This window comes from Pseudomonas sp. B23(2017) (assembly GCF_002113725.1).
Classification (GTDB): Bacteria; Pseudomonadota; Gammaproteobacteria; order Pseudomonadales; family Pseudomonadaceae; genus Aquipseudomonas; species Aquipseudomonas putida_Z.
The window spans coordinates 666,590-680,459 of the sequence record NZ_NEJM01000001.1; the positions used below are offsets into that span (position 1 = coordinate 666,590).

12 protein-coding genes are annotated in these 13,870 nt (G+C 59.1%); 4 read left to right on the top strand and 8 right to left on the bottom strand.

Annotated features, from left to right (window positions below):
* Positions 1–2: 2 nt before the first annotated feature.
* From rsmG to CAG46_RS27650, 8 genes are all read right to left on the bottom strand, one after another.
* A complete protein-coding gene (gene rsmG / locus CAG46_RS03010; protein ID WP_013970242.1) occupies positions 3–653 on the bottom strand; it encodes a 16S rRNA (guanine(527)-N(7))-methyltransferase RsmG in 651 nt (216 codons plus the stop codon).
* Positions 650–2,542 (bottom strand): tRNA uridine-5-carboxymethylaminomethyl(34) synthesis enzyme MnmG, encoded by a 1,893-nt coding sequence (gene mnmG / locus CAG46_RS03015; RefSeq protein WP_085616078.1) that lies wholly within the window; start codon positions 2,540–2,542, stop codon positions 650–652. The genes rsmG and mnmG overlap by 4 nt, the downstream gene beginning before the upstream one ends.
* Positions 2,543–3,112: 570 nt before the next feature.
* Entirely contained in the window at positions 3,113–4,483 is a 1,371-nt protein-coding gene (mnmE, locus tag CAG46_RS03020; RefSeq protein ID WP_013970244.1) for a tRNA uridine-5-carboxymethylaminomethyl(34) synthesis GTPase MnmE, read from the bottom strand.
* Between the two features lie 88 nt (positions 4,484–4,571).
* Positions 4,572–6,254, bottom strand: a complete 1,683-nt coding sequence (yidC, locus tag CAG46_RS03025) for a membrane protein insertase YidC (RefSeq protein WP_025341164.1) — start codon at positions 6,252–6,254, stop codon at positions 4,572–4,574.
* 2 nt (positions 6,255–6,256) lie between these two features.
* On the bottom strand, positions 6,257–6,502 hold the full coding sequence (gene yidD, locus CAG46_RS03030) for a membrane protein insertion efficiency factor YidD (protein WP_015268406.1): 246 nt from the start codon (positions 6,500–6,502) through the stop codon (positions 6,257–6,259).
* Entirely contained in the window at positions 6,495–6,899 is a 405-nt protein-coding gene (rnpA, locus tag CAG46_RS03035) for a ribonuclease P protein component (RefSeq protein WP_003253166.1), read from the bottom strand. Before rnpA ends, yidD begins: the two co-directional genes overlap by 8 nt.
* A 13-nt stretch (positions 6,900–6,912) precedes the next feature.
* Positions 6,913–7,047, bottom strand: coding sequence for a 50S ribosomal protein L34 (gene rpmH, locus CAG46_RS03040; RefSeq protein ID WP_003253163.1), 135 nt, complete (start codon positions 7,045–7,047; stop codon positions 6,913–6,915).
* Between the two features lie 85 nt (positions 7,048–7,132).
* Positions 7,133–7,474 (bottom strand): hypothetical protein, encoded by a 342-nt coding sequence (locus CAG46_RS27650; protein ID WP_143493437.1) that lies wholly within the window; start codon positions 7,472–7,474, stop codon positions 7,133–7,135.
* Positions 7,475–7,642: 168 nt separating this feature from the next.
* Here CAG46_RS27650 and dnaA point away from each other — a divergent pair, with 168 nt between their 5' ends.
* Genes dnaA through gyrB form a run of 4 tightly spaced genes read left to right on the top strand, consistent with a single transcriptional unit; the run spans position 7,643 to position 13,867 of the window.
* Positions 7,643–9,181: a chromosomal replication initiator protein DnaA gene (gene dnaA, locus CAG46_RS03045; protein ID WP_025337171.1), complete on the top strand. Its 1,539-nt coding sequence runs from the start codon at positions 7,643–7,645 to the stop codon at positions 9,179–9,181.
* A 40-nt stretch (positions 9,182–9,221) separates the two neighbouring features.
* A complete protein-coding gene (dnaN, locus tag CAG46_RS03050; RefSeq protein ID WP_003260019.1) occupies positions 9,222–10,325 on the top strand; it encodes a DNA polymerase III subunit beta in 1,104 nt (367 codons plus the stop codon).
* A gap of 13 nt (positions 10,326–10,338) precedes the next feature.
* Positions 10,339–11,442 carry a DNA replication/repair protein RecF gene (recF, locus tag CAG46_RS03055; protein WP_003260018.1) on the top strand — a complete coding sequence of 368 codons (1,104 nt, stop codon included), beginning with the start codon at positions 10,339–10,341 and terminating at the stop codon, positions 11,440–11,442.
* 4 nt (positions 11,443–11,446) lie between these two features.
* Positions 11,447–13,867, top strand: coding sequence for a DNA topoisomerase (ATP-hydrolyzing) subunit B (gene gyrB / locus CAG46_RS03060; RefSeq protein WP_013970249.1), 2,421 nt, complete (start codon positions 11,447–11,449; stop codon positions 13,865–13,867).
* Positions 13,868–13,870: the final 3 nt, after the last annotated feature.

Here is a 13,870-nt window from a genome sequence, read left to right on the forward strand (position 1 = left end):
AGTCATGCCTTGCGGCGCAGTATCAGCAGATGGCGCTGGCCCTGGCAACCTGGAACGGTCAGGGCCTGCTCGCTTTCCACTGTGAAGTCTGCGGGCAATGCTACCAGTTCATCGGCAGGATGCAGCCCCTTCATTGCAAGCCATTGCGTCCCGGTGTCGCCCAGGTGGCGGGTCCAGTTGGTGAAGTTCTCCATGCTGCTGAAGGCGCGGGAGATAATTCCGCTGAACGGTTGTGTCGGCTGGAAGGCTTCGACCCGACTGTGGATAACCGTGAGGTTGTCCAGCTTGAGCTCCATTTTCACCTGGGTCAGGAAGCGGGTCTTCTTGCCATTGGCGTCCAGCACCGTCACGCGCTTGTGCGGATGCAGGATAGCCAATGGGATACCGGGCATGCCACCGCCACTACCGACATCCAGCCAGTTGTCACGCTCGCTGTGGATAAACGGCATGACACTGAGGCTGTCGAGCAGGTGACGCGACACCATCTCGTCGGGGTCGCGCACGGCGGTGAGGTTGTAGGCTTTGTTCCATTTGATCAACAGGGCCAGGTAGCCGAGCAGCTTTTCGTGATGCTCGGCGCTCAGCTCGACACCGAGCTGGCGCGCACCTGTGGACAACTCTTCAGCGTGTTGCGGGGTGACCAGGGAACTCAAGCGCTTTGCTCCAATTCGCGGCCAGCGCCGCGTTTTTTCAAGTGAATCAGCAACAGGGAAATCGCCGCCGGGGTCACGCCCGGGATACGCGAAGCCTGACCCAGGGTTTCCGGTCGGGTCTGGCCCAGCTTGCCCTGGATTTCCTTGGACAGGCCGGAAATCGTCGAATAATCGATATCCACAGGCAGGCGGGTGTCTTCGCTGGCACGCAAACGTGCGATTTCATCCTGCTGGCGATCGATGTAGCCGGCGTACTTGGTGCGGATTTCGACTTGCTCGGCGACCTGTGGATCGATCGCTTCGCCGCCGGTTGCCTCGATCAGCCCGATGTAGTCGATTTCCGGGCGCGCCAGCAGGTTGAGCAGGCTGTATTCGTGGCTGAGCGGGGTACCGAACTTATCCACAATGGCCTGGCCTTGCTCGGTGTTCGGGCGTACCCAGGTCGACTTCAGGCGCTGCTCCTCGCGCTCGATGCCGTCGCGCTTGGCGCAGAAGGCGGCCCAACGCTGGTCGTCGATCAGGCCGAGTTCGCGGCCCTTTTCGGTCAGGCGCAGGTCGGCGTTGTCTTCGCGCAGGATCAGGCGGTACTCGGCACGCGAAGTGAACATGCGGTACGGCTCCTGGGTACCCAGGGTAATCAGGTCGTCGACCAGTACGCCAATGTACGCCTCGTCGCGGCGCGGGCACCAGCTGTCTCGGCCCTGCGCCCGCAGGGCGGCGTTGGTCCCGGCCAGCAAACCCTGGGCGCCGGCTTCTTCGTAACCGGTGGTGCCGTTGATCTGGCCGGCGAAGAACAGGCCGCCGATGACTTTGGTCTCGAGGCTGTACTTGAGGTCGCGCGGGTCGAAGTAGTCGTATTCGATGGCATAGCCCGGGCGAACGATGTGGGCGTTCTCCATGCCGCGGATCGACCGCACCAGCTCCAGCTGCACGTCGAACGGCAGCGAAGTGGAAATACCGTTGGGGTACAGCTCATGGGTGGTCAGGCCTTCCGGCTCGATGAACACCTGGTGGCTTTCCTTGTCGGCGAAGCGGTGGATCTTGTCTTCGATCGACGGGCAGTAGCGCGGGCCGACACCTTCGATGACACCCGAGTACATCGGCGAACGGTCGAGGTTCGAGGCGATGATCTCGTGGGTGCGCGCATTGGTGTGGGTGATCCAGCAGCTCACCTGGCGCGGGTGCATCTGGGCATTGCCCATGAACGACATCACCGGAATCGGCGTATCGCCTGGCTGCTCGGTCATCACCGAGAAGTCCACCGAGCGGCCGTCGATGCGTGGCGGGGTACCGGTTTTCAGGCGGCCGACGCGCAGCGGCAGTTCACGCATGCGGTGGGCCAGGGCAATCGAAGGTGGATCGCCGGCGCGACCACCGGAATGGTTTTGCAAACCAATGTGGATAAGCCCGCCGAGGAAGGTACCGGTGGTCAGTACCACCGATTCGGCGAAGAAACGCAGGCCCATCTGGGTCACCACGCCTTTGACCTGGTCCTGCTCGACGATCAGGTCGTCGCAGGACTGCTGGAATATCCACAGGTTCGGCTGGTTTTCCAGGATTTCACGCACCACTGCCTTGTAGATGGCGCGGTCGGCCTGTGCACGGGTGGCGCGTACGGCCGGGCCCTTGCGGTTGTTCAAAACGCGGAACTGGATGCCGCTCTTGTCGGTGGCCAGCGCCATGGCGCCGCCGAGGGCATCGATCTCTTTGACCAGATGGCTTTTGCCAATACCGCCAATGGCGGGGTTGCAGCTCATGTGACCGAGGGTTTCCACGTTATGGGTCAGCAGCAGGGTTTTCACACCCATGCGTGCAGACGCAAGCGCAGCCTCGGTACCGGCATGGCCGCCGCCGATGACGATCACTTCAAAACGGGAAGGGAAATCCACCACGCACCTCGTGCCTGTTTTTGCGAATAGAGAAGGTAAGCGGACAAGTATAGGGACTTCACCCCCTTTAAAGAAACCGTCTGAGCAAATTTTGACCAGTCTGTGGATGAATGGCAGCCAACAGAAATCAAAGAGGAAGAATTTAAAAAAGCTTTGTTTTTATGTTTATTCATATGCACAAGCTTTGCTGTGGATAAGGTTATGCAGGCCTTTATTCATGCCGTGTAGAGAAAAATTAAACCCTGTGGCTGGAGTACCATGAGGGCTATGGATAACACGATTTAGCCTGTGGATTAAATGGATGTTTACCCACAAGCGGGTTTGTCCTCAGAAAAAAAGCCTGCTTATCAACGGAGCTGAAGGCGAGTTTTCCACAGGGCTCCTGAGAGCAGATTGGGGTAGGTGAATGAAAAAAATGTGAACCTGCACCGGCCTCTTCGCGGGTGAACCCGCTCCCACAGGGTTCTGCACAGCCTTCAGGTGCGGCGCGATTTCCGTAGAAGCTGCGAAATTTGAGGCAAAAAAAAGCCGCTCCCGAAGGAGCGGCTCTTGGTTTTGCCTGGCTGTGAGTTACTTGCCGATGCAGAAGCTGGAGAAAATCCGCCCCAGCAGGTCATCAGAGCTGAATGCCCCGGTAATCTCCCCCAGGGCCTGCTGCGCCTGCCGCAGGTCTTCCGCCAACAGCTCACCCGCGCCAGCCAGGGTCAGTTGTGCACGGCCATGTTCCAGGTGCTCACTGGCCTGGCGCAGGGCATCCAGATGGCGCCGGCGAGCGCTGAAACCACTCTCGGCCGTCTGTTCATAACCCATGCAGGCCTTCAGGTGGTCACGCAGCAACTGCAGCCCTGCATCGTCCCCTTTGGCACTGAGGGTGATCGTTACATGGCCGTCATCGCACTGTTCCAGCGCTACCCGCTCACCACTAAGATCGGCCTTGTTCCGAATCAGCGTCACCTTGGCCGGGTCTGGCCGCTGGTCGAGAAATTCTGGCCACAGGGCGAACGGGTCGCTGGCCTCGGGCGCGGTGGAATCCACCACCAACAACACACGGTCTGCCTCGCCAATGGCCTTCAGCGCACGTTCCACGCCGATCTTTTCCACATGGTCATCGGTGTCGCGCAGGCCCGCAGTATCGACCACGTGCAGCGGCATGCCGTCGATGTGGATATGTTCGCGCAGGATGTCCCGCGTGGTGCCGGCAATATCGGTGACGATGGCCGCTTCCCGCCCGGCCAGCTGGTTCAGCAGGCTCGACTTGCCGGCATTCGGCCGACCGGCGATGACCACGGTCATGCCGTCACGCAGCAAGGCGCCCTGCCCGGCTTCACGCTGTACTTTGGACAACTCGCCCCGCACCGTATCGAGCATCGCCAGCACGTGGCCGTCGGCGAGGAAGTCGATTTCCTCTTCAGGGAAGTCGATCGCCGCCTCGACGTAGATACGCAGCGCAATCAACGCCTCGGTCAGGAAGTGCACGCGCTTGGAGAACTCCCCCTGTAGCGAACGCAGGGCATTGCGTGCGGCCTGGCTGGAACTGGCCTCGATCAGGTCGGCAATGGCTTCGGCCTGGGCCAGGTCGAGCTTGTCATTGAGGAATGCACGTTCGCTGAACTCACCCGGACGAGCCAGCCGGCAACCAACCTGTACACAGCGCTGCAGCAGCATATCCAGCACCACCGGGCCACCATGGCCCTGCAGTTCCAGCACGTCCTCGCCGGTGAACGAATTCGGCCCGGGGAAGAACAGCGCGATCCCTTCGTCCAGCACCAGGCCTTCCTCGTCGCGGAACGGGCCGTAATGGGCGTGGCGCGGGGTAAGCGTACGGCCGGTGATCAACTGGCCGGCCTTGGCAGCCAGAGGGCCGGACAACCTGACAATACCCACACCGCCGCGGCCTTGGGCGGTGGCGATGGCGGCGATGGTTTCACGCACAGTGTTCATGCTCGAAAGCCTCTACGACAAAAACGACAGATAGCAAAAACGCCCCACTAGGGGGCGTTTTTTATTCACAGGCTAGCGCAGTAGCCTGTCAAGCAGCAGCTTTTTTGCTGGCTGCTTCGATGCTGCGGGTGATGTACCACTGCTGTGCGATCGACAGGCAGTTGTTCACAACCCAGTACAGCACCAGACCAGCCGGGAACCACAGGAAGAAGAAGGTGAAGATGATCGGCATCATTTTCATCACCTTGGCCTGCATCGGATCCGGCGGCGTCGGGTTCAGGCGCTGCTGGATGAACATGGTGGCGCCCATGATGATCGGCAGGATGAAGAACGGATCCTTGATCGACAGGTCGGTAATCCACAGCATCCATGGAGCCTGGCGCATTTCCACGCTTTCCAGCAGTACCCAGTACAGGGCCAGGAACACTGGCATCTGCACCAGGATCGGCAGGCAGCCGCCCAGCGGGTTGATCTTCTCTTTCTTGTACAGCTCCATCATCGCCTGGGACATCTTCTGGCGATCGTCACCGAAGCGTTCCTTCAGTGCAGCGAGCTTCGGCGCAACGGCACGCATGCGCGCCATCGAACGATAGCTGGCAGCGGACAGCGGGAAGAACAGGCCTTTGATCAGCATGGTCAGCACGATGATCGACCAGCCCCAGTTACCCAGCAGGCTGTGGATATGTTGCAGCAGCCAGAAGATCGGCTGGGCGATGAACCACAGGAAGCCGTAGTCGACGGTCAGTTCCAGGCCTGGGGACAACTCTTTCAGCTTGGACTGGATTTTCGGGCCGGCGTACAGCATGGCGCTGGTTTCGACCTTGCCGCCAGCAGGCACGCTGATGGCCGGGCCGGTGTAGCCGATGATGTAGTTGCCCTGGCTGTCCTTGCGGGTCTGGACAACGTTGTTGTCCGACTTGGCCGGAATCCAGGCGGTCACGAAGTAGTGCTGCAGCCAGGCAACCCAGCCGCCGGACACATTTTCTTTCAAACTACCTTTGTCGATGTCCTTCATCGAGACCTTTTTGTAAGGCTCGGAAGCTGTCCACAGGGCTGCGCCCAGGTAGGTGGCGGTGCCGGTGGCAGTGCTCGACGACGGATCGGAGCTGGCGTCACGCTTGAGCTGGGCAAACATGTTGCCGCTCCAGGCCTGACCGCTCTGGTTGTCGATCAGGTAGCTGACGGTCAGGTCGTACTCGCCGCGCTTGAAGCTGAAGCGCTTGATGTAGTTGACGCCGTTGTCGCTGAACTTCAGGTCGACCACCAGTTGTTCCTGGCCATCGGCCAGCTGGTAACCCTTCTTGTCGGTAGCGTACAGAGGGCGACCGGCAGGGCGGGCATCCGGACCGTTGACGCCGGTCAGGCCGCTTTGTGCCAGGTAGACACGCTCGCCACCGTTGTCGAACAGCTGGAACGGAATGTCCGGGTGGTCCTGGCGACGTGGGTACTGCGGCAGGTTCAGCTGGACGATGTCACCACCGACCGGATCGATAGCCAGCTCCAGGACATCGGTCTTGACCCGGATCAGGTCCTTGCTGACCGCAACCGGTGCCAGTTCGGCTGCGCTGGTTTCGGCGTTGGCGCTTGGCACATCGGCGCTGGCGCCGGCGTTACCGGCCGGTACGCCATCCGGCAAACCCGGGGCAACGGTGCTGGCAGCAGTATTCTGAGTCGGCAGGGCAGCCTGGCCGTAGTCCTGGTTCCACTTGAGGACCATGACGTAGGACACGATTGCCAGGGCGACGATCAGGATCGTGCGTTTAATATCCATGATTACTCGGCTATCGAAGAAGTTCGGGAGGAAGGAGCGGGAGGAACGGGATCGAAACCGCCGTCGTTCCACGGATGACAACGCCCCAGGCGACGAACGGCTAGCCACCCACCACGCCAGAGGCCGTGGTTTTCGATGGCTTCATAAGCGTAACAGGAGCAACTGGGGAAGAAACGACAGTGGTTGGCCATCAGAGGACTAATGGCGTAACGGTAAAACTGGATCGGAACGAGCGCCAGTTTACGCATCTTGGCTGTCTACCCCTGCGGAATTGGCGGTCACTGCTGGAGTGGGCCGGCTGCGCGCCAGGCGTTTCCAGAGTTTGCCAAAGTGTTGGTGCAATTCCGGGTTTTCTATCTCACCCAATCCCTTGCGCGCGACGATCACAATGTCCAACCCGGCAAGCAATTGCTGGTTCAGGCGAAAGGAATCGCGCATCAAGCGCTTGAGGCGGTTGCGTTGAACGGCGAGCTTGACGCTCTTCTTGCCGATCACCAGGCCAAGGCGTGGGTGATCGAGGCCGTTCTCGCGAGCAAGGATCAGCAGGTTTTTCCCTGGAACCTTGCCGGTTGGGGAGTCGAAGACCGCTTTGAAATGTCGGGGTGTAAGCAGTCGCTTTTCCCGACTGAAGTCCTGACTCACCACCTGTGCCGAAAAATCAAATGGCCAGACGCTTACGGCCTTTGGCACGACGACGCGACAGAACAGCGCGGCCGTTCTTGGTAGCCATACGGGCACGGAAGCCGTGGGTGCGCGCGCGCTTGATGGTGCTTGGTTGGAAAGTACGTTTCATGGCGTGTTACCTGGTTTGTCGACGACGGGCCGGGATGGCCCCCTTTTTAAGAGACCGGCGATTCTAGAGAAAGCAAGCCCGTAGGTCAATTTCCAACCAGTCTTTCCATATAGAGCACGTGATGGACGGTGCGTCCTTGTCCATCCCCCAAGGGTGCTTGATCGGACACACGAATTGGGGACAACATGAAAAAAAAGAAGAGACATATAAAAAGCTTTTCTGAAGAATCTATAAATCTTAAGTGGATAACCTTCTGTGGATAACCTGCTTGAGGCCATAAAATACGGGCTGTACAGAGTTTTACAACTGTGTTCTCAACCGGTGCTGCGCTTGTTTTCTTCGTGGTCAAAAGCTGTGGATTAAATAGCCGTTTATCCACAGCAGAGTTATCAACAGGCTTGGCCTCAGGGTTGTGCATAGCGCTCATGGCTGCTTATCCACAGGGCTTATTCACAGTGCGAAGAAGCCGTTTTGGTCGATAAATGGCTGTTTTGTCATGGTTCCTAACGTGTCCACATGTGGATAACTGAACGCTCGACCGGTACAATGGCGGTTTGTTTTTGCCTCATCCGGCTTTCAAACTCAGGGGATATCCGTGTCAGTGGAACTTTGGCAGCAGTGCGTGGAGCTTCTGCGCGATGAACTGCCTGCCCAGCAATTCAACACCTGGATCCGTCCGCTACAGGTCGAAGCCGAAGGCGACGAGTTGCGCGTCTATGCGCCTAACCGTTTCGTTCTCGATTGGGTCAATGAAAAGTACCTGGGTCGTTTGCTCGAGCTGTTGGGCGAAAACGGCAGCGGCATTGCGCCTGCCCTTTCCTTGTTGATCGGCAGCCGTCGCAGCTCTGCGCCACGTGCCGCACCCAACGCGCCAGTGAGTGCTGCGGTGGCCGCCTCGCTGGCCCAGACCCAGGCCCAGAGCCAGACACAGAAGGCAGTGCCGGCAGCGGTCGAACCCGTCGCCGTGGCGGCTGCCGAGCCTGTGCTGGTCGATGAACTGGCCGAGCCATCCTCGCGTGACAGCTTCGATGCCATGGCCGAGCCGGCTTCTGCGTCGGCCGGCAGTGCCCGGACTGAACAGCGCACCGTGCAGGTTGAAGGTGCGCTCAAACACACCAGTTACTTGAACCGCACCTTCACGTTCGACACCTTCGTCGAAGGTAAGTCGAACCAGTTGGCGCGCGCGGCTGCCTGGCAGGTGGCAGACAACCCCAAGCATGGTTACAACCCGCTCTTCCTTTATGGTGGTGTGGGCCTGGGTAAAACCCACCTCATGCATGCTGTGGGTAACCATCTGCTGAAGAAAAACCCGAACGCCAAGGTCGTGTACCTGCATTCGGAGCGCTTCGTCGCGGACATGGTCAAGGCACTGCAGCTGAACGCCATCAACGAATTCAAGCGTTTCTACCGCTCGGTGGATGCGTTGCTGATCGACGATATCCAGTTCTTTGCCCGTAAAGAGCGCTCGCAGGAAGAGTTTTTCCACACCTTCAACGCCCTGCTCGAGGGTGGTCAGCAGGTAATCCTTACTTCTGACCGCTACCCCAAGGAGATCGAAGGCCTGGAGGAGCGTCTGAAGTCGCGCTTTGGTTGGGGCCTGACGGTTGCCGTCGAGCCACCAGAGCTGGAAACCCGCGTGGCGATCCTGATGAAGAAGGCCGACCAGGCCAAGGTCGAACTACCGCATGACGCGGCCTTCTTCATTGCCCAGCGCATCCGTTCCAACGTCCGTGAACTGGAAGGCGCATTGAAGCGGGTGATCGCTCACTCGCACTTTATGGGCCGCGACATCACCATCGAACTGATTCGTGAGTCGCTCAAGGACCTGCTGGCGCTCCAGGACAAGCTGGTCAGTGTGGATAACATTCAGCGTACCGTCGCCGAGTACTACAAGATCAAGATCTCCGATCTGTTGTCCAAGCGTCGTTCGCGTTCCGTGGCGCGTCCACGCCAGGTGGCCATGGCCCTGTCCAAGGAACTGACCAACCACAGTCTGCCGGAAATCGGCGACATGTTCGGTGGTCGCGACCATACGACCGTGCTGCACGCCTGCCGCAAGATCAACGAACTGAAGGAATCCGACGCGGACATCCGCGAGGACTACAAGAACCTGCTGCGGACGCTGACGACCTGATGGCCGTCTGCGCAGCTAATTGAAGGCAAGGGACTAGACCATGCATTTCACCATTCAACGCGAAGCCCTGTTGAAACCCCTGCAACTGGTCGCCGGTGTCGTCGAGCGCCGCCAGACCTTGCCGGTCCTGTCCAACGTATTGCTGGTCGTGCAAGGCCAGCAACTGTCGTTGACTGGTACCGACCTGGAAGTCGAACTGGTAGGCCGCGTGCAACTGGAAGAGCCGGCCGAGCCTGGCGAAATCACTGTCCCGGCACGCAAGCTGATGGACATTTGCAAAAGCCTGCCGAACGACGCCCTGATCGATATCAAGGTCGACGAGCAGAAACTGTTGGTCAAGGCCGGCCGCAGCCGCTTTACCCTGTCGACCCTGCCAGCCAATGACTTCCCGACCGTGGAAGAAGGCCCGGGCTCGCTGACCTGCAACCTGGAACAGAGCAAGCTGCGCCGCCTTATCGAGCGCACCAGTTTCGCCATGGCCCAGCAGGATGTGCGCTACTACCTCAACGGTATGCTGCTGGAGGTTTCCCGCAACACCCTGCGAGCTGTGTCCACTGACGGTCACCGCCTGGCGCTGTGCTCCATGAGCGCACCGATCGAGCAGGATGATCGCCACCAGGTCATCGTGCCACGCAAAGGTATCCTCGAACTGGCACGCCTGCTGACCGACCCGGAAGGCATGGTCAGCATCGTCCTGGGCCAGCACCACATTCGCGCCACCACTGGTGAATTCACCTTCACTTCCAAACTGGTGGACGGCAAGTTCCCGGACTACGAGCGCGTACTGCCCAAGGGCGGTGACAAGCTGGTTGTCGGCGACCGTCAGGCGCTGCGTGAAGCCTTTAGCCGTACTGCGATTCTTTCCAACGAAAAGTACCGCGGTATCCGCCTGCAACTGGCTGCTGGCCAACTGAAGATCCAGGCCAACAACCCCGAGCAGGAAGAAGCTGAAGAAGAAATCAGCGTGGACTACGAAGGTAGCTCGCTGGAAATCGGCTTCAACGTCAGCTACCTGCTGGACGTGCTGGGCGTAATGACTACCGAGCAAGTTCGTCTGATCCTGTCCGATTCCAACAGCAGTGCCCTGCTGCAGGAAGCTGGCAATGACGATTCTTCCTACGTTGTCATGCCGATGCGTCTGTAACGTAGCAGGCGAAATGTCTCTTCGACGTATCATGGTCACCGCGGTGCGCAACTTGCACCCGGTGACACTCTCACCGTCCCCCCGCATCAACATCCTTTACGGCGCCAACGGCAGCGGCAAAACGAGCGTGCTTGAGGCCGTGCATCTGCTCGGGCTGGCGCGCTCGTTCCGCAGCACCCGCCTGAACCCGGTTATCCAGTACGAACAACCGGCCTGTACCGTGTTCGGCGAAGTGCAATTGGCCGAGGGTGGCAGCAGTAACCTGGGTGTATCCCGGGAGCGGCAGGGAGAGTTCACTATTCGCATCGATGGGCAGAATGCGCGGAGTGCGGCGCAACTGGCTGAATTGCTACCGCTTCAGCTCATCAATCCGGACAGTTTCCGCTTGTTGGAAGGCGCTCCGAAAATACGCCGCCAGTTCCTGGATTGGGGGGTGTTCCACGTGGAACCTCGTTTTCTGCCAGCCTGGCAACGGCTGCAGAAGGCACTGCGGCAGCGGAACTCATGGTTGCGGCATGGTACACTTGACCCAGCTTCGCAAGCCGCCTGGGACCGGGAATTGTGCCTGGCCAGTGCGGAAATAGATGAATACCGTCGCAACTACATCAAGGCCTTGAAGCCCGTCTTCGAGCGAACCCTGAGCGAACTGGTCGAGCTGGACGGGTTGACCCTTAGCTACTACCGAGGCTGGGACAAGGACCGGGAACTGCAAGAAGTACTCGCTTCCTCTCTCCTTCGCGATCAGCAGATGGGCCACACCCAGGCCGGTCCGCAGCGTGCTGATCTGCGTCTTCGTCTGGCTGCCAACAATGCAGCCGACATCCTGTCGCGTGGTCAGCAAAAGCTGGTGGTGTGCGCATTGCGCATTGCCCAAGGCCACCTCGTTAGTCAGGCTCGCCGCGGTCACTGTATTTATCTCGTGGATGACTTGCCGTCCGAACTGGACGACCAGCATCGCCGCGCGCTGTGTCGCTTGCTTGAAGAATTACGCTGCCAGGTGTTCATCACCTGTGTAGATCACGAATTACTGAGGGAAGGCTGGCAGACGGAAACGCCAGTTGCTTTGTTCCACGTGGAACAAGGCCGTATCACCCAGACCCACGACCATCGGGAGTGAATGCATGAGCGAAAATCAAACGTACGACTCCTCCAGCATCAAGGTGCTGAAAGGTTTGGATGCCGTGCGCAAGCGCCCCGGCATGTACATTGGCGACACCGATGATGGTAGCGGCCTGCACCACATGGTCTTCGAGGTGGTCGACAACTCGATCGACGAAGCCCTCGCCGGTCACTGCGATGACATCACCGTCATCATCCACCCGGACGAATCCATCAGTGTGCGCGACAACGGTCGCGGCATTCCGGTCGACGTGCATAAAGAAGAAGGCGTTTCCGCAGCCGAGGTCATCATGACCGTGCTGCACGCTGGCGGTAAGTTCGACGACAACTCCTACAAGGTATCCGGCGGTCTGCACGGCGTAGGTGTTTCTGTTGTGAACGCCCTGTCCGAGAAACTGGTACTGACCGTTCGCCGTAGCGGCAAAATTTGGGAACAGACCTACGTTCACGGTGTTCCACAGGCGCCGATGGCGGTTGTCGGTGACAGCGAAACCACCGGTACCCACATCCACTTCAAGCCTTCGGCTGAAACCTTCAAGAACATTCACTTCAGCTGGGACATCCTGGCCAAGCGTATCCGCGAGCTGTCGTTCCTCAACTCGGGCGTTGGCATCCTGCTGAAGGATGAACGTAGCGGCAAGGAAGAGTTCTTCAAGTACGAAGGCGGCCTGCGTGCGTTCGTTGAATACCTGAACACCAACAAGACCCCGGTCAACTCCCAGGTATTCCACTTCAACGTCCAGCGTGACGATGGCGTGGGTGTTGAAGTCGCCCTGCAGTGGAACGACAGCTTCAACGAAAACCTGCTGTGCTTCACCAACAACATTCCGCAGCGTGATGGCGGTACTCACCTGGTGGGCTTCCGTTCCTCGCTGACCCGTAGCCTGAACAGCTACATCGAACAGGAAGGCCTGGCCAAGAAGAACAAGGTGGCGACCACTGGCGACGACGCCCGTGAAGGCCTGACCGCGATCATCTCGGTGAAGGTGCCGGACCCTAAGTTCAGCTCGCAGACCAAGGACAAGCTGGTCTCCTCGGAGGTGAAAACCGCCGTGGAACAGGAGATGAACAAGTACTTCGCCGACTTCCTGCTGGAAAACCCCAACGAGGCCAAGGCCGTCGTTGGCAAGATGATCGATGCTGCCCGTGCCCGTGAAGCGGCACGTAAAGCCCGTGAAATGACTCGCCGTAAAGGCGCGCTGGATATTGCCGGCCTGCCAGGCAAACTGGCGGACTGCCAGGAAAAGGACCCTGCCCTTTCCGAACTGTACCTGGTGGAGGGTGACTCCGCGGGTGGCTCGGCGAAGCAAGGCCGCAACCGTCGTACCCAGGCAATCCTGCCGTTGAAGGGTAAAATCCTCAACGTCGAGAAAGCGCGCTTCGACAAGATGATCTCGTCCCAGGAAGTGGGCACACTGATCACTGCATTGGGCTGCGGTATCGGCCGCGAAGAGTACAACATCGACAAGCTGCGTTATCACAACATCATCATCATGACCGATGCTGACGTTGACGGTTCGCACATCCGTACCCTGCTGCTGACCTTCTTCTTCCGTCAGCTGCCGGAGCTGGTCGAGCGCGGCTACATCTACATTGCCCAGCCACCGCTGTACAAGGTGAAGAAAGGCAAGCAGGAGCAGTACATCAAGGACGACGAGGCCATGGAAGAGTACATGACCCAGTCGGCCCTGGAAGATGCCAGCCTGCACCTGGACGAGTCGGCACCAGCGGTTTCCGGTGTGCAGTTGGAAGCACTGGTGAATGAATTCCGTAGTGTCATGAAGACACTCAAGCGTCTGTCTCGCTTGTACCCGGAAGAGCTGACCGAGCACTTCATCTACCTGCCGGAGGTCAGCCTGGAACAGCTGGGTGACCACGCGGTGATGCAAGCCTGGCTGGCCCAGTTCCAGGAACGTCTGAACAACAGCCAGAAGTCCGGACTGGTTTACAAAGCCAGCCTGCGCGAAGACAAAGAGCGCAACGTATGGTTGCCAGAAGTGGAAGTTACCTCCCACGGCCTGGCCAGCTACGTCACCTTCAACCGTGACTTCTTTGGCAGTAATGACTACCGTACCGTAGTCAACATTGGCGCCAAGCTGTCCAGCTTGTTGGGCGAAGGTGCTTACGTGCAGCGCGGTGAGCGCCGCAAGGCAATTGTCGAGTTCAAGGAAGGCCTGGATTGGCTGATGAACGAAACCACCAAGCGCCACACCATCCAGCGATACAAAGGGCTGGGCGAGATGAACCCTGAGCAGCTGTGGGAAACCACCATGGACCCAACCGTCCGCCGTATGCTCAAGGTCACCATCGAGGATGCGATCGCAGCCGACCAGATCTTCAACACCCTGATGGGTGATGCGGTCGAGCCACGTCGTGACTTCATCGAAAGCAACGCGCTGTCGGTATCGAACCTGGACTTCTGATCC

What these genes read in the sequence shown, in the direction of transcription:
- yidC (WP_025341164.1), bottom strand. Translation starts at nt 6,254, where the DNA reads ATGGATATTAAACGCACGATCCTGATCGTCGCCCTGGCAATCGTGTCC.
- yidD (WP_015268406.1), bottom strand. Translation starts at nt 6,502, where the DNA reads ATGCGTAAACTGGCGCTCGTTCCGATCCAGTTTTACCGTTACGCCATT.
- dnaN (WP_003260019.1), top strand. Translation starts at nt 9,222, where the DNA reads ATGCATTTCACCATTCAACGCGAAGCCCTGTTGAAACCCCTGCAACTG.
- CAG46_RS27650 (WP_143493437.1), bottom strand. Translation starts at nt 7,474, where the DNA reads ATGAGCGCTATGCACAACCCTGAGGCCAAGCCTGTTGATAACTCTGCT.
- mnmE (WP_013970244.1), bottom strand. Translation starts at nt 4,483, where the DNA reads ATGAACACTGTGCGTGAAACCATCGCCGCCATCGCCACCGCCCAAGGC.
- recF (WP_003260018.1), top strand. Translation starts at nt 10,339, where the DNA reads ATGTCTCTTCGACGTATCATGGTCACCGCGGTGCGCAACTTGCACCCG.
- gyrB (WP_013970249.1), top strand. Translation starts at nt 11,447, where the DNA reads ATGAGCGAAAATCAAACGTACGACTCCTCCAGCATCAAGGTGCTGAAA.
- rpmH (WP_003253163.1), bottom strand. Translation starts at nt 7,047, where the DNA reads ATGAAACGTACTTTCCAACCAAGCACCATCAAGCGCGCGCGCACCCAC.